Here is a 13975-nt window from a genome sequence, read left to right on the forward strand (position 1 = left end):
GGGCTATGCACTTCGACTACGAAAAAGATCCCCTGGCCATTGAACGGGAAAGTTTCCGCCAGATTCGTGAGCTGACCGATCTGAGCTCACTGACTCAGGACGAAGCCCAGGTGGCGATGCGTCTGATCCACAGTTGCGGCGATCCGCAGATCATAGCGCAGTTGCGCTTCACTCCCGGCGCCGTGGAGGCGGGACTCGCCGCTATTCGCGCCGGCGCACCGGTGTTGTGTGACGTGGAAATGGTGCGCCACGGTCTCACCAAACGCATGCTGGAGACGCCGGTTCATTGCTTTTTGAATGCGCCGGAAACACCGGATTTGGCCAAGGCTCGCGGCGAAACCCGCTGCATGGCGGCGCTGGAATTGTGGCGTCCTCTGCTGGCGGATAGCGTCGTGCTGATTGGCAACGCGCCTACCGCCTTGTTCCGTTTACTGGAAATGGTGCGTGACGGCGCTCCCAAACCGGCGCTGGTCATCGGCATGCCGGTAGGATTCGTGGGCGCGGCGGAATCGAAGGACGCGCTCTGGCGTCATTGCGGCGAACTTGGTTTGCAAGCGATCGCCTTACTGGGACGACAGGGCGGCAGCGCCCTCACCGCCTCCGCCTTCAACGCGTTATTGCGCATCAGCCGGGGAATCTATTTCTGATGAGCCAGTCCGCCTTGCATCGCCCTTTGGTGCATGTCATCAGCCTGGGAGTCGGCGAACGCGCCCTGTTGGGCGCTGCGGCGCAGGAAGCCTTGCGTCGCGCCGATCTGATCATTGGCTCTGAGCGACAATTGCAAACCGTGGCGGGCTACCCGTCCCAAGGCCGCACTGCGCCGCTGCCTTCTCCCTTCAGCGGACTGCTGGAATTGCTAAACAGCGATAGCGAACAGGAGATCGCCCTGCTGGCGTCTGGCGACGCACTGTTTTTCGGCGTCGGCAACTGGCTCAACCGCCATTTGTCAGCGTCCCAACTGCATTTCTACCCGCAGATTTCCAGTGTTCAGGCCGCCTGTCATGAAGTCGGGCTGGATGAGCATGACATGCAGGTGATCAGCCTGCACGGTCGCCCGTTCGCCAGTCTGCGCGCTCAGCTGCGCAATCGCCGCCGCTATGCGCTGCTGACGGACCAGCACAGTCATCCTCAGGCGATCGCCCAGGCCTTGCAGTCATGGGGCATGCAGGATTCGACGTTGTGGGTGTGCGAGCAACTGGGCTACCCCGAACAACACATTCGCGAGTTTTCCGTTGCGGAACTGCTCGCTTCACCACCGGACGTCCACACCCTGCATGTGACGCTGTTGCAAACCGCCGGACCGGGCGGCGTCCTGCCTGAATTTCCCGGCATGGCGGACCAGGATTTCCACACCGACGGCGAGCCGGGCAAGGGCATGCTCAGCAAACGTGAAGTGCGTCTGTGCATCCTGTCTTTGCTACAGCCTTGCGCTGAGGATATCGGCTGGGACGTCGGCGCCGGTTGCGGCGGCGTGGCGGTGGAGTGGGCGCGCTGGAACCCGCGGGGACAAGTTTACGCCATCGAGCGCCACGAAGAGCGCTTGCGCCAGTTGCAGCGCAACCGCGAACACTTTGGCGTCATGCGTAACCTGCACGTAGTGGCGGGACGGGCGCCGGACGCCTTGGCGGACCTGCCTCGCCCCAATGTCGTGTTCATCGGCGGCAGCGATGGCGAGATGGATACGCTGCTGCGCCACTGCTGGGAACAGCTTCCCCCTGGCGGACGCCTGGCGGCCAGCGCGGTCACCGAAGACAGCAAAAGCCGTCTGTTGCAGTTTCAAACGCGCCTGCAGGACGGCGACGCCGAATGGACGCAAATCGCCGTCAGCCGGGGTGAGCCCCTGGCGGGACAATTATTGATGCGGCCGCAATTGCCGGTCACATTGGTCAAGTTCAGCAAACGGACATCTTCTTCATGACGACACCCATTGCCACCGGCGTGTTTTTCGGCGTCGGCGTCGGCCCCGGCGACCCGGAGCTGCTGACGCTGAAAGCCGTACGCCGTCTGCAGCAGGCGGATGCGCTCGCATACATCGTCAACAGCGACGGCCATTCCCTGGCCAAACAGATCGCATCGCCACATCTGCGCACTGAGGCGCAAACGCAACTGCCGGTTCGCATCGAAATGTGCAGCGACCGGCGGCAGGCGGAACAGGCTTATGATGAAGCCGCCGCCAGCATCGCCCGCTTGCTGGATCAGGGTCTGGATGTGGCGTTTCTGTGCGAAGGCGATCCGCTGTTTTACGGTTCCTTCGCCTATCTGTTGGCGCGTCTCGCATCGCATTATCCCTGCGTTTCCATTCCCGGGATCAGCTCGCCCCAGGCCGCCGCCTCCGCCGCCTTGCTGCCCCTGGCGTTGCAGCACGAGAACCTCGCGGTGATCAGCGCCCGCTGTCCGGATGCGGAGCTTCTCGACGCCCTGTCCCGCTTCGATAATCTGGCGATCCTCAAGGGCGGACGCAAACGCAGTCGGGTACTGGAACTGATCGCCGCTACCGGCCGCACCCGGGACGCGGTGTATCTGGAGCACCTCACCCAGACCCAGCAGCGCGTCGTGCGCGACGTGACCACGCTGGATGACGAGCCCGGCCCTTATTTCTCCCTGTTTCTGGTGTGCCGCCGCAAGGGGGCGCAATGACGGCGATTATCGCCCTGACCCCGGCGGGACGCGCCCTGGCGGAGCGATTGCAGATCTTGTCGCCAACGCCAATGGCGCTGCATTACAAGCCCAAACCCTTTCAGGAAACGGCGCAGAGCCTGTTTCAACAGGGCGAGCCGCTGATTTTTATCTGCGCCGCCGGTATTGTCGTGCGCACCCTCGCGCCGGTATTGCAGGACAAGTATCAGGACCCGCCGGTGCTGGTGCTGGATGAAAACGGACGTTTCGTCATTCCACTGCTTTCCGGCCATGAAGGCGGCGCCAATGAATGGGGACGCCAGATCGCGGAACGCCTCAACGCCCAACTGGCGCTGACCACTGCGCAGCCCTATCTGGAGCCGGTGTATGCGCTTGGCATGGGGTGTGAGCGGCATTGTCCGCTGGAGGCGCTGGAAGAATTGGCGGATCAATGTCTCGCGCACATGGGACTGATCTCATCGCAGATTCACACCCTCGCCTCCATCGATATCAAAGCGGATGAAGTGGGTCTGATCGAACTGGCCCGCCGCCGCAACTGGACCTATCAGACCTGGAGTCCGGCGCAGTTGTCCGCGTTCGAGGGACAGTTGACGCAGAAGTCCGACATCGTATTCAGGGAAACCGGCGTTTACGGGGTGGCGGAAGCCGCCGCCCTCGCCTCCGCCGCCCAACTGAGCGGCGCGCCAGCGGAACTGGCGCTGCCCAAACACAAAAACCGACGCGCTACCTGCGCCGTCGCCCGCAGCTATTTATCGCGGAAGACAGAAGAATGAAACGACTTTACGTACTGGGCTCCGGCCCAGGTTCGGAATTGATGATCACGCCCCAGGTGGAGCAGGCCATCGCCGCCAGCAGCGATCTGGTGGCTTATGGCCTCTATCTGGAGCTGCTGGGTGAGCGCACCCGGGACAAGACCTTGCACGACCTGCCCCTGGGCGAGGAAATCGAGCGCGCCCGGCTGGCGCTGAATCTGGCCGCCGCCGGCAAGCCCACGGCGTTGATTTCCAGCGGAGACATCGGCATTTTCGCCATGGCGACCCTGGTGTTCGAGCTGCTGGAGCGCCAGCTCAGCGGCGCCGAAACAGGCGCGAACGATCATGACTGGCGTCAGGTCGACATCCAGGTCATGCCCGGCGTCAGCGCTATGCAGGCCGCCGCCGCCAGCATGGGCGCCGCGCTGGGCCACGACTTTTGCGCCGTGTCCCTGTCTGACTTGCTGACGCCCTGGGAGACTATCGAGACCCGCATTCGCGCCGTCGCGGCGGCGGATTTCGTCATCGCCTTCTACAACCCGGTCTCCCGCAAACGCCGCTGGCAGTTGGCTCGCGCCAAGGAACTTTTATTGCAACGACGTCCCGCCGACACACCGGTGATACTGGGCCGCAACCTGACCCGTCAGGACGAGCGCGTCAGCGTCTGTACGCTGGCGGACCTGGATGTTGAGCAAGTGGACATGCTGACCCTGGTGCTGGTGGGCAGTAGCGCCACCCGCTGCTTTCAGAATGGCGACAAGCAATGGGTGTATACGCCGCGGGGCTACGCCCGCAAGCTCACCCAGCCAGAGAGCGTCGCGCCATGACCGTCTATTTTATCGGCGCCGGCCCCGGCGACCCGGATCTGCTGACCATCAAAGGGCAGCGCATCATTCAACGCAGCCCGGTCATTCTTTACGCCGGTTCGCTGGTGCCGGAGGAAATCCTGGCGCAGGCGGACGCTGCGGCGGAGATCACCGACACCGCGCCCCTGAATCTGGATGAAATTCTGGAACTGATCGTCGACGCCCATGCGCGCGGGCTGAATGTAGCGCGGATTCATTCCGGCGATCCATCCATCTATGGCGCTATCGGCGAACAAATACGTCGACTGCAGGCGCTGGCGATACCCTTTGAAGTCATTCCCGGCGTCACGTCAACCAGCGCCGCCGCCGCCATGCTGGGCAAAGAGCTAACGTTATCCGGGGTCTCCCAGACCGTCATCCTGACCCGCTACGCCGGCAAGACGCCCATGCCCGAGCGGGAGAACCTCGTCTCTCTGGCGCAACATGGCGCCACTCTGGCGATACATCTGGGCGTCACCCGCCTGCATCAGATTGTCGAGGACCTGACGCCGCATTACGGCTCTGACTGCCCCGTCGCCGTCTGTTATCGAGTGGGCTGGCCGGATCAGCAGCATATCCTGGGCACGCTCGCGGATATCGTGGAGCAAGTGCGCGCCGCCAAAATCACTCGTACGGCGCTGATTCTGGTGGGACGGGTGCTGGCCAGCGAGGACTTCAACGAGTCTTATCTGTACGACGCGGCGCAGGCCCATATCTATCGCCCCAAGGTCAAACCGGCGACGCCGCGGAAAGTGCGCCGCACTCAGGCGTAGAACACAGTGGCGGCCTGCTCAGGCGGAGAAGTGGTCCACCTGGCGACGCCGCTACTTTTCGCGGTTAAAAAAATGCAACTTCCTTTAGGGAAAACGAAACATTCATCGCCACTCCCCAAACAGACTTGAAACCCACCGCCATAATGTGACAAACATCACATTTGTACATTAAACATATATAACTAATTCATTCCTGATCTCGCCTTCGTGAAAGTCTATTTTCACTTCCAGTTGTTCATTTTTTCTTTAGACTTCTGGTCAGACAAAGAATGGACCACGCCAAGCATTATTAGTCATGACGAAAAAGAGATATAAATACAAAATCAATTTAATAACAGCAACTTAAACAGAAATATAACTTTTAAATAAGAAACATCTAATTAAATAAAAAGTTAATTAGTCAGGTATATTTCATTAGTACAACAAGAACCAAACATCCTTTAAAGGTCTAGCCCATAAGACCAAGCAACAATTACTTATAAGCCCCTTACCCGTCTATATACAACGGATTTAAGAAACAGGTGTATAAATACCTAGTTCTCCAGCCAAAACAAGTTTGCTACCTTCGAAACAACGACGGATTAGTCCCGAGACAAATAACTGAACTCTATGTTTTTCCTTAATAAATACTTAGGAAAACCAGCGGTGTTGGATCACAGTGATTTGTCGCAGCAAAGGAACTGAACCGCCGGACGGTATGCGGGAGTCCGCATCGCTCTGGTAATCCAATCTCATGCCGAACAGAGCGGGAGTTCTTCGTCATACCGGACCGCGCCCAGCCGCAAAGTGTAGTCGGTCCAGTAGTTTTTTGATCAGTCTTGAGCGTCAGGTACGGTTGATTCGAGCGTCTTGAAAATTAGCGCCTGCAATCGGGGCTCCCTCCCCGGCGGGCGAGTTATCGCGCATTCAGCATTAAATAAGGAGAACTAAATAATGCCTAGCGATTTAATTTCGTACGACGAATGGATGAAGCGGACTGCAGCCACGGGCAAGCCACGCAGTCGCCTCCTTAAACAGCTGGACAGCCACATCAAATCCTACGAGATGTTCGGCGGCGGCGCCGAAAGATGGTATCTGAATCAGAAGCTGGAGGAGTGGAAGAAGAGCAAGGGTCCCAACGGTGAATGGCGTAATAGCGTGCGCAACCGACACGGAGCCATTGAAGAGCTCAGTAAAAAGATGGCCGGACAAGGCCCTGAGCTGAACGACCTCAAAAAGGTTTATCAACGCGATCTGGATCACGCCCGGTTGGGAGCCGTCTACCTCTGGTCCCACACTCACTTGCACGACACGCTGATTAGCGCCTTCGCCGCCGGCGCCATCAATATCGCTTCCGCCGGTATGCGCATGCACTCGGAAATCCTCACATCCAATGGCCACACTGCGGCGGCCCAGAGCCTGACCAGCAAACGCGTGAACATGGGCTATGTCATGCTGCCGGGGCAGAAGATCATCGAAGCGGTGGAAGGGTCCGGTTATCTGGCGGAGACCGGCGCCAGTCGCAATGTGTTCATGAAGGCGTTGCACTGGATCGAAGACTATTGCCGCAAGCTGATTGATGCGTTGAAGTCCAAATTCAAGGACAAAGTGTCGCTGTCCATGACCGCCATCAAAACGGTCATCAAGGCGATTGTAGTGAAGTTCGCCTCCTCCGCCGCTCCTTACGTGGCGGGCAGTATGGACGTCTTCAAAGGTCTGGTGAACACCAGCGATCACGCCGTCACAGCGGTCACCACCTGGTGGCGCGGACGGGGCGTGAATGTACTGGAAGGCCATCCTCAGGTGATTTGCGACGCCCTGCGCACGCAGATGTGCAAAGGCATGGGCGCAGGACTTTACGATGCGCTTAAAGGCGCGTTTTCCGCTTCCACCTTCATCATCGGCGGCATTACCGGCGCCGTGATGAATCTGGTGTTCACCTGTCTGGAAACCGTCACGCTGTTCATCTTGCGTTTGCGTGAAATCGCCCATATCCGCCACTTCTGTAAAGAGGCGCGCTCACACTGGAACGTTTACATCAGCTCGGGCAAAACCCGTGGCGTGCACCAGAACCCCATCCGCTTCAAAGACTGGTTCGAAGGCTATGTGGACAAGTCCGCGCTGATCGCCGCCTTCACGCTGAACAGCGGCATTTGCGGCGATAAGATGCACTTCCTGAATATGTTCCGCGATAACGGCTATGTGATTTCTCAGTATGAGTTTGACCGTGGCGTGAAGTACGTGGATACGTTGAAAACCTTCGCAGCGGAATACATTGGCAAGCAGAGTTATCTGTTCCATTCCAGTGACAAAATGGTCAATGGACTGCTGGATAACGCCAAGAACTTCAATAACGGCGAACACGGTAAATTCCGGGAAATCCTGTTGAAGGTGGCTAACGCCTGACGCTCATCAGGCCGGCTCCAGCGCCGGCCTTTATCCGTCGCTTGTTTCGCCAATCCCCCCTTAGATCGAAGCGCTAAGGACCTCAGATTATCGTCCTCCAATACGCTCCCCCGCCCCGTCTTTTTCATCTTGTTTATCAGCCTGTTAACGAGTAATTTTAGCGTTGTGACGGCGCCTTCGGGTCGGTCCTGCTGTGTCCGCCGCGCAACCTCAAGTTCAGGAAGCATAATTAAATAATAATAGGATCAAGTATGAACAAATCACTTTTGCCGATAATTCTGGGCGTATTGCTGGCGACGCTGCATTCGCTGAGTTACGCAAGGAGCGAAGCGGGGTTCACCATCCGCGCCGGGGATAAGGAGGCGCAGTGGAGCAAAAGCCAGTTACTGAACCATCCCGCCAGACAAGTGCTCAATATCCCCCTTCTCAATTATCCCGACCAAGATTTCCCTATTACCGCCATTCCCATCTCCGTGTTGTTGCAGGACATGAACCTGACGGACGCCTCCGTGCTGATTTTCACCTGTCTCGACGGCTATTCTGGCGTGCTGGAAAAGAAGTATCTGCTGAATGACGACCCTGACGCCGCCCGCGCCTATCTGGCGATAGAACCCGATGATAAGAAGTGGCCGCCATTACCAAAGGGGGCCAACACGTCCAAGCAGAGCGCCGGCCCTTTCTATCTGGTATGGAGCAACCCCGAAAAGTCCGACATTCCTCCAGAGTTCTGGCCCTATCAATTGAGTTCTCTGGACGTAGAGGATGACTTCGCGCGCATCTTTCCTGCGCTGCTGCCGGCAGGACACCTCGCCGCCAATGATCCCGCGCGCAAAGGCTTTCAAGTGTATAAAGCGCGCTGTATGCACTGTCACCAGATCAATGGCCAAGGCGCGGCGAAACTGGGGCCAGACCTGAACCAGCCGATGAACCCTACCGAATACTTCAATGAAGCAGCGCTCAAGCAGTTCATTAAAGACCCCACCTCCGTCCGTCAGTGGTCTGACATGAAAATGGTGTGGGTGAAGGACGATATCTGGAAAGACGAGGAAATCGACGACCTCATCGCCTATCTGAAGCACATGGCGGAGAGAAAACCGGATACGAAACAGGCCTCTAACTGAGGCCTGAGATAGCCGGACGCAGAATGATTAGCGTCCTTTAACGATATACATGCCTTCGCTGCCAGGACGCGTCAGCTTGAAACCAAAGCGGGTGTAGAGTTCCGGCACATCCGCCATCAGCGTGATATAAGCCCCGTCCGGGGCTTCCCGTTGCAAGTACGCCATAATGCTTTCCATCACTTTCCGCCCGAGCCCTTTGCCTTGATGCGCCGGGTCCACCGCGACGTCGACAATCTCAAAGTTCAGCGCGCCGTCGCCGACCACCCGTCCCATGCCAACGCAGGCCTCCTGCGTCATTACGCATACGCCGAACAAACTGCGCGGCAGGCCTTTCATCGCCGCCTCCCTGGGCCTTGGGGACAAACCAGAGATTTGACGTAAACGCATGAAATCATCCACTTCTGCGACTTTCTCAACCACTTCGTACATGCAACTTCCTTACGAATTCCTTTTAAATTTCGAACAACGTCGGACTTAACCTCCGTTGCGCGACCAATGCCGAATCGTTTTAATTTCTTCCGCCTGGATTCCCAGGGACTCCAGAAAGTCCTGATGCGCTTCCGGCGACATGGATTCAAACTCCACATGCCATTGCCGCATGGCCGCTTCATCCAGCCCTACCGCCGCCAGCATGGCCACCCAGCCCTGCTTGTCGATAATACGGCTTTTCTTGCGCCCCCGCTCAGTCTTCAAAATAGTGGCGATGACCTGTTGCTGGGTGCGCAGGCGCTGTATTTCCCGGTTAATCGACTGTAGACGCTGCTCAAGAATAACCTGCACGCCGTCCTGGGGTTGCGCCAGCACGTCGGCAATGTTTTCCAGGGGCAGTCCCGCCTCGCGATAAAACGCAATTTTCTCCATCCTGCCGAAATCCGCCTCGGAATACAGCCGGTAATTGGCCTCGCTCCGGGCGCTGGGACTCAGCAGTCCGATAGAGTCGTAATACAGCAATGTGCTACGTGATACGCCAAATTTACGCGCCATCTGACCAATGGTGTACATCCATCCGCCTCATCATTTTGCCGTTCAATTAAAGCGGTCATAACGACCGCTTTGTGTTTCTAGTCAGTATCCTACAGGGCCCGGATGCGGTTTATTTCCTCCGCGGAAACCCCCAACCATTCCAACAGGCTTTGATGCGCCTCTGGATAACGGGCTTCGAACTCCCGATGCCAGCGCCGCATCGCTTCTTCATCCAGTCCCGCCGCCCGCAGAACTTCTACCCATTGCGCTTTATTCATCACAGTATCGCTCATGATTCCTCTCCCGATAGTTCAGTGAAAAACGTGCAGCTGCGCAGCCGACAAAAGTTACTTTGCGGTATGAAGTTATAGACAGGTCAAGGGAGGATTCGGTTATTCTTTTCCTCAAATCGTTTTCCGTTGTAAGCAGAGAAGATTAAACCTTGTGGACGCGCTCAATGCACTCAGTCTGAGCTTGATCATGCTCGCCCTGGCGGCGGTTCCCAGCTCCAGCGTGGCGCTGGTGGTCGCTCGCTCATCTGTGTCCGGCTTTGCTCATGGCGCTGCGGTGACGGCAGGCGTGGTGTGTGGCGATTTGATATTCGTCTGTCTGGCGATTCTGGGCATGACGGCCCTGGCGGACACTCTGGGAGGACTTTTCCTGATCATCCGCTACCTGGCGGGCGCCTATTTGATCTGGTTTGGACTCAGCCTGATCCGCTCTCGATCCACCCTCAACCTTAGATTTGCAGCGTCTTCAAAAACTCGTCTGGAGACAAGTTTCAGCGCGGGTTTGCTGCTGACGCTGGGAGATGTCAAAGCCATACTGTTTTACTCAAGCCTGTTCCCTGTCTTCGTAGATATGTCATCGCTGACTGCGCCGGACATAACCGCCATCATAACGATCACCGTCATTACCGTCGGCGGCGTAAAGCTCCTCTACGCCCGCCTGGCGCAAAAGATGGCCGCCAGATTCATTAACAGCCCCATGGCAAGCGCGGCCAAAACCGCCGCAGGCGCGGTACTTGTGGGGAGTGGGGCTTATTTGATTGTGAAGGGGTGACTCGCCAGGATTAGGCGCGTCAGATGCAAACTACAGTACAGGTCGACAACTGACTCTGACTGAGACATGCCCTTTAAACTCATAATCAGGTTCAGTTGAGATAATAAAGCTTAAATATTTTCCCTGGATTAGCGCTGTGTTTATAAATGCTCGTATCAGTTCATTCTCAATCTTGACGCCATCCACCTCAAACTCATCCACCACCTGATAGTTAATAAGCGCACTCATACAGGTACAGGAGGCAATGCTGTCATGCAGCGCGACATCCGCAAGCAGTGTTATGCGGTCGCCGTCTTCTTGAATCTGCGCCGGCTTAAGTTCAAGACATGCCTCCAATTTATTGGAAAACTGGAATCGCTCAATGGAGAGATCCGCACGATGCCCATTAGCCTGACAGGCTCCAACGCTGCCTATGGACGTGAATAGAAAAAGTATTCGTATGTATTTACTCATTATTCTTTCTCCAATGCGGGCCCTGTTAATGCCCTAATCCCAGACGTTTAAAGCGTTAGAAGGACATGGAGCTGAAAGAGTCGAAAAATTTTACAGCTCATCTAAATTCGCCTTGCGCACAAACGCGACAATTCGTTGGATTTATGCTTCTTTAGGCTTTTCGGCCTAGTTTGTGCTGGATGCATCTCCGTTGACGGAAGTCAGCAACATTGATGTTGAATAATGACAGAAAGGAGATAAAGGCATGAAGCCGAGTAAGTATCCCACTCTTATTGCAGCCACTCTGGCGCTTTCTCTGAGCGGCGCCGCACAAGCCTATTTACTGACCGGAACTATTTACGATCATATCGCCTCTGAAGCAGACTTCGAAGACGCCATCAGCGGCCTTTCACGAGGCATGCTGGCTTCCACGTTAGGGGCAGACGGGCTGCCTGACTACATTGGTACAGGTGGTTATGGCGGTGTACAAAGCGCAGCCAGTTTCGACAACTGGTGGAGCGATTCTCACGGTTCCAAATCTGTGGAGTTAAATCTGGCGGACAACGGCAGCGGCATGTACTCGTACAGCAATTCCGCGTTCTTCCCTATCGACGGCGAGCTTTCCGGCAATGAGGGGCGTAGCCACAACTATCACTTCGCCATGCACCTGGAAGGCAAAACCTCTTTCAAAGAGATGGACCTGTTTGACTTCACTGGCGATGACGACCTATGGGTGTTTATCGACGGTAAACTGGTGATGGATCTCGGCGGCGTGCACGGCCCGACCAATGGCCACTTCAGCGGCGCAGATCTTTTAGGGCTGGGGTTGCTGGAAGACACCGTTTACGACCTTGATATCTTTTTCGCCGAACGCCACACCTCTCAGTCCAACTTCAATATCACCACCAGCCTGAGAATCGAGCCGCCGACGCCTGTCAGCGAGTCCTCCGTGCTGGCGCTGTTTCTGACGGGACTGCTGGGACTGGGCATGCGCAGATGCTTCCGCAAATAAAACCTGCTCCCTGACTCTATGAGGCGTCGCAAGCGATACGTAGTTCATACTTACGTCTTGACTCCGCAACGCCTCATACTCCCCGATGTTGTCCCTCACTCGATCACCTCAAACCCGTCGAAATAGTTTACAAAACCTGATTAATGCGCCAGCCACAAAATAGATAACCCTCCGAATTTGCGCAGAAGCGCAATAGAAGGCGTAGTTTATGCTGCTTACTTTATCGCCTATCTAAAAACATAACGCATCTTTTACGCTGAAGGTTCGCGGGAGAAAAGTTATGACAAGAAGATTTCCCTCAAAGTTAGTCCTATGCGCTTTTGCGCTCGGCCTGAGCAGCGCAGCTCAAGCCTATATGCTCACAGGAACCATCTACGATCACGTGATTGCCGATGCAGATTTTCAGGATTCTATCTCTGGGCTCGCAACAGGAATGGTGTCGTCCACGTTGGGCGCGGATGGTTTACCCGACTATATCGGCGCAGGCGGCTATGGCGGCGTCGCCAGCGCAGCGAGCTTCGACCACTGGTGGACGGACTCTCATGGCTCCAAAGCCATCAGCCTGGAGCTGGCGGATATCGGCGGCGGATTGTTTTCATACAGCGACTCAAGCTTCTTTCCGATAGACGGCGAACTGGCGGGCAATGAAGGACTCAGCCACAACTACCATTTCGCAATGCATCTGGAAGGAACCACCTCGTTCAAGTCCACCGACTCATTCAGTTTTACCGGCGACGATGACCTGTGGGTATACGTGGACGGCAAATTGATGATGGACCTTGGCGGCGTACATGGCCCGGTCGGCAGTAGCTTCAGCGGGGCGGACCTGATGGCGATGGGGCTGTTGGAAGACACCGTCTATGAGCTGGACATTTTTTTCGCGGAGCGCCACACCTCGTTATCGAACTTCCACGTCACCACCAGCTTACGAATCGAGCCGCCTCCTCCCCCGCCTCCCGTGCCTGAGCCAGGCGTTTTGTTTCTACTGGCGATGGGGTTGGCCGGCCTGGCTTTCCGGGGAGATAAACGCCAACGTTTAAGCACTAATATCTAGGAGTCTGAAACGACAAGGGGGAGCCTCTGGCTCCCCCTTTCTTTATCCGGACGAATAGAGAAGTTAAGCGGCTGTTTTACTCTGAGCTGCTAACCTCCTGCGCGAAGAGGCCCTTGGATGAGTGCTGCACTTCGTACTCCACATGACTGCCCGCGCGCAGCGTTTTGTAGCCGTCTTTTCTAATGGCGCTGTAGTGTACAAACACATCGCCTTCGGCGCTTTCAATGAAACCGTATCCCTTTGCGTTATTAAACCATTTCACCATGCCGGTAGTTCTTTCTCCTGACTGCATGATCTCTCCCTTTCCATGTTTAACTATGCGGCTTTGGTCGCGCGTGCTTCCTTAGCCTTATTCCTGATTTCACTGCGGGAGGCGCAGAGGCCGTTCCCGCGCAACTCTGCCGTCGGCCCTTCCCGGTCCGAACGACGATTAGGAGATCGATTATACTCCCTTCGACAAAATTGGTAAGAGCCTGAATTCTTTTGTCTCTAAAAGATTGACTCACCGATTTCACAAATCCAGCATATAGATTCTGAAAATTCTTGAAACGGGATATTTTTCGGATGATCAGCCATATCGACCATATTGTCCTCACCGTCGCAGACATTGAGCGTTCCGTGGCCTTTTACCAGCGCGTGCTGCAAATGGAGCCTGTCACCTTCGCCGCGGGACGCCGCGCATTAAGGTTCGGCATGCAGAAAATCAACCTGCAGACACTGGGACAGGAAACACGTAACTGCGCAGGCGTCGGCTCTGGCGACTTATGTTTAATCACGCAGTGGAAGCTGGAGGACGTCATCGCCCACTTGCAGGCGGAGCGGGTCGAAATCGTGGAAGGCCCCGTCACCAAGAGCGGCGCGATGGGCGCCATTACTTCCGTCTATTTCAACGACCCGGATCTTAATCTGGTCGAAGTCAGCGTGTACTCCCAATAGGCG

17 protein-coding genes are annotated in these 13975 nt (G+C 56.3%); 12 read left to right on the top strand and 5 right to left on the bottom strand.

Annotated features, from left to right (window positions below):
- Positions 1-5: 5 nt before the first annotated feature.
- The 8 genes from AC2IBB_RS32265 to AC2IBB_RS32300 all read left to right on the top strand — a co-directional run bounded on the left by AC2IBB_RS32265 (position 6) and on the right by AC2IBB_RS32300 (position 8513).
- Positions 6-647, top strand: a complete 642-nt coding sequence (locus tag AC2IBB_RS32265) for a precorrin-8X methylmutase (RefSeq protein WP_486330718.1) — start codon at positions 6-8, stop codon at positions 645-647.
- Entirely contained in the window at positions 647-1918 is a 1272-nt protein-coding gene (gene cbiE, locus AC2IBB_RS32270) for a precorrin-6y C5,15-methyltransferase (decarboxylating) subunit CbiE (protein WP_486330719.1), read from the top strand. Before AC2IBB_RS32265 ends, cbiE begins: the two co-directional genes overlap by 1 nt.
- The gene (gene cobI, locus AC2IBB_RS32275) at positions 1915-2637 is read left to right on the top strand and encodes a precorrin-2 C(20)-methyltransferase (RefSeq protein WP_486330720.1); all 723 of its coding nucleotides are present in this window, start codon (positions 1915-1917) and stop codon (positions 2635-2637) included. The genes cbiE and cobI overlap by 4 nt, the downstream gene beginning before the upstream one ends.
- Positions 2634-3410, top strand: coding sequence for a cobalamin biosynthesis protein (locus AC2IBB_RS32280; protein ID WP_486330721.1), 777 nt, complete (start codon positions 2634-2636; stop codon positions 3408-3410). Before cobI ends, AC2IBB_RS32280 begins: the two co-directional genes overlap by 4 nt.
- The gene (cobJ, locus tag AC2IBB_RS32285; protein ID WP_486330722.1) at positions 3407-4216 is read left to right on the top strand and encodes a precorrin-3B C(17)-methyltransferase; all 810 of its coding nucleotides are present in this window, start codon (positions 3407-3409) and stop codon (positions 4214-4216) included. Before AC2IBB_RS32280 ends, cobJ begins: the two co-directional genes overlap by 4 nt.
- Entirely contained in the window at positions 4213-5007 is a 795-nt protein-coding gene (gene cobM / locus AC2IBB_RS32290) for a precorrin-4 C(11)-methyltransferase (RefSeq protein ID WP_486334016.1), read from the top strand. Before cobJ ends, cobM begins: the two co-directional genes overlap by 4 nt.
- A gap of 933 nt (positions 5008-5940) precedes the next feature.
- Positions 5941-7392 carry a hypothetical protein gene (locus AC2IBB_RS32295; protein ID WP_486330723.1) on the top strand — a complete coding sequence of 484 codons (1452 nt, stop codon included), beginning with the start codon at positions 5941-5943 and terminating at the stop codon, positions 7390-7392.
- 251 nt (positions 7393-7643) lie between these two features.
- The gene (locus AC2IBB_RS32300) at positions 7644-8513 is read left to right on the top strand and encodes a cytochrome c (protein ID WP_486330724.1); all 870 of its coding nucleotides are present in this window, start codon (positions 7644-7646) and stop codon (positions 8511-8513) included.
- A gap of 27 nt (positions 8514-8540) precedes the next feature.
- On the opposite strand, the gene AC2IBB_RS32305 is transcribed toward AC2IBB_RS32300, so the two are convergent.
- From AC2IBB_RS32305 to AC2IBB_RS32315, 3 genes are all read right to left on the bottom strand, one after another.
- Positions 8541-8942 (bottom strand): GNAT family N-acetyltransferase, encoded by a 402-nt coding sequence (locus AC2IBB_RS32305; RefSeq protein ID WP_486330725.1) that lies wholly within the window; start codon positions 8940-8942, stop codon positions 8541-8543.
- 45 nt (positions 8943-8987) lie between these two features.
- On the bottom strand, positions 8988-9515 hold the full coding sequence (locus AC2IBB_RS32310; protein WP_486330726.1) for a MerR family transcriptional regulator: 528 nt from the start codon (positions 9513-9515) through the stop codon (positions 8988-8990).
- A 71-nt stretch (positions 9516-9586) separates the two neighbouring features.
- Positions 9587-9769, bottom strand: a complete 183-nt coding sequence (locus AC2IBB_RS32315; protein ID WP_486330727.1) for a hypothetical protein — start codon at positions 9767-9769, stop codon at positions 9587-9589.
- Positions 9770-9920: 151 nt separating this feature from the next.
- On the opposite strand from AC2IBB_RS32315, the gene AC2IBB_RS32320 reads away from it, so the two are divergent.
- On the top strand, positions 9921-10538 hold the full coding sequence (locus AC2IBB_RS32320; RefSeq protein WP_486330728.1) for a LysE family translocator: 618 nt from the start codon (positions 9921-9923) through the stop codon (positions 10536-10538).
- A 30-nt stretch (positions 10539-10568) separates the two neighbouring features.
- Here AC2IBB_RS32320 and AC2IBB_RS32325 read toward each other — a convergent pair whose 3' ends face one another.
- Positions 10569-10991, bottom strand: coding sequence for a DUF2195 family protein (locus AC2IBB_RS32325; RefSeq protein ID WP_486330729.1), 423 nt, complete (start codon positions 10989-10991; stop codon positions 10569-10571).
- Between the two features lie 244 nt (positions 10992-11235).
- Here AC2IBB_RS32325 and AC2IBB_RS32330 point away from each other — a divergent pair, with 244 nt between their 5' ends.
- The gene (locus AC2IBB_RS32330; protein ID WP_486330730.1) at positions 11236-11982 is read left to right on the top strand and encodes a fibro-slime domain-containing protein; all 747 of its coding nucleotides are present in this window, start codon (positions 11236-11238) and stop codon (positions 11980-11982) included.
- 280 nt (positions 11983-12262) lie between these two features.
- Positions 12263-13036, top strand: a complete 774-nt coding sequence (locus tag AC2IBB_RS32335; RefSeq protein ID WP_486330731.1) for a fibro-slime domain-containing protein — start codon at positions 12263-12265, stop codon at positions 13034-13036.
- Positions 13037-13112: 76 nt separating this feature from the next.
- On the opposite strand, the gene AC2IBB_RS32340 is transcribed toward AC2IBB_RS32335, so the two are convergent.
- A complete protein-coding gene (locus tag AC2IBB_RS32340; protein WP_127973940.1) occupies positions 13113-13328 on the bottom strand; it encodes a cold shock domain-containing protein in 216 nt (71 codons plus the stop codon).
- A gap of 272 nt (positions 13329-13600) precedes the next feature.
- Between AC2IBB_RS32340 and AC2IBB_RS32345 the strand changes: the two genes are divergently transcribed.
- The gene (locus AC2IBB_RS32345; RefSeq protein WP_486330732.1) at positions 13601-13972 is read left to right on the top strand and encodes a VOC family protein; all 372 of its coding nucleotides are present in this window, start codon (positions 13601-13603) and stop codon (positions 13970-13972) included.
- Positions 13973-13975: the final 3 nt, after the last annotated feature.

Source organism: Hahella sp. NS-SX17 (assembly GCF_057367735.1).

What these genes read in the sequence shown, in the direction of transcription:
- AC2IBB_RS32300 (WP_486330724.1), top strand. Translation starts at nt 7,644, where the DNA reads ATGAACAAATCACTTTTGCCGATAATTCTGGGCGTATTGCTGGCGACG.
- AC2IBB_RS32330 (WP_486330730.1), top strand. Translation starts at nt 11,236, where the DNA reads ATGAAGCCGAGTAAGTATCCCACTCTTATTGCAGCCACTCTGGCGCTT.
- AC2IBB_RS32295 (WP_486330723.1), top strand. Translation starts at nt 5,941, where the DNA reads ATGCCTAGCGATTTAATTTCGTACGACGAATGGATGAAGCGGACTGCA.
- AC2IBB_RS32340 (WP_127973940.1), bottom strand. Translation starts at nt 13,328, where the DNA reads ATGCAGTCAGGAGAAAGAACTACCGGCATGGTGAAATGGTTTAATAAC.
- AC2IBB_RS32280 (WP_486330721.1), top strand. Translation starts at nt 2,634, where the DNA reads ATGACGGCGATTATCGCCCTGACCCCGGCGGGACGCGCCCTGGCGGAG.
- AC2IBB_RS32265 (WP_486330718.1), top strand. Translation starts at nt 6, where the DNA reads ATGCACTTCGACTACGAAAAAGATCCCCTGGCCATTGAACGGGAAAGT.
- AC2IBB_RS32335 (WP_486330731.1), top strand. Translation starts at nt 12,263, where the DNA reads ATGACAAGAAGATTTCCCTCAAAGTTAGTCCTATGCGCTTTTGCGCTC.
- cobM (WP_486334016.1), top strand. Translation starts at nt 4,213, where the DNA reads ATGACCGTCTATTTTATCGGCGCCGGCCCCGGCGACCCGGATCTGCTG.
- cobJ (WP_486330722.1), top strand. Translation starts at nt 3,407, where the DNA reads ATGAAACGACTTTACGTACTGGGCTCCGGCCCAGGTTCGGAATTGATG.
- AC2IBB_RS32325 (WP_486330729.1), bottom strand. Translation starts at nt 10,991, where the DNA reads ATGAGTAAATACATACGAATACTTTTTCTATTCACGTCCATAGGCAGC.
- cbiE (WP_486330719.1), top strand. Translation starts at nt 647, where the DNA reads ATGAGCCAGTCCGCCTTGCATCGCCCTTTGGTGCATGTCATCAGCCTG.
- AC2IBB_RS32310 (WP_486330726.1), bottom strand. Translation starts at nt 9,515, where the DNA reads ATGTACACCATTGGTCAGATGGCGCGTAAATTTGGCGTATCACGTAGC.
- cobI (WP_486330720.1), top strand. Translation starts at nt 1,915, where the DNA reads ATGACGACACCCATTGCCACCGGCGTGTTTTTCGGCGTCGGCGTCGGC.
- AC2IBB_RS32315 (WP_486330727.1), bottom strand. Translation starts at nt 9,769, where the DNA reads ATGAGCGATACTGTGATGAATAAAGCGCAATGGGTAGAAGTTCTGCGG.
- AC2IBB_RS32305 (WP_486330725.1), bottom strand. Translation starts at nt 8,942, where the DNA reads ATGTACGAAGTGGTTGAGAAAGTCGCAGAAGTGGATGATTTCATGCGT.
- AC2IBB_RS32345 (WP_486330732.1), top strand. Translation starts at nt 13,601, where the DNA reads ATGATCAGCCATATCGACCATATTGTCCTCACCGTCGCAGACATTGAG.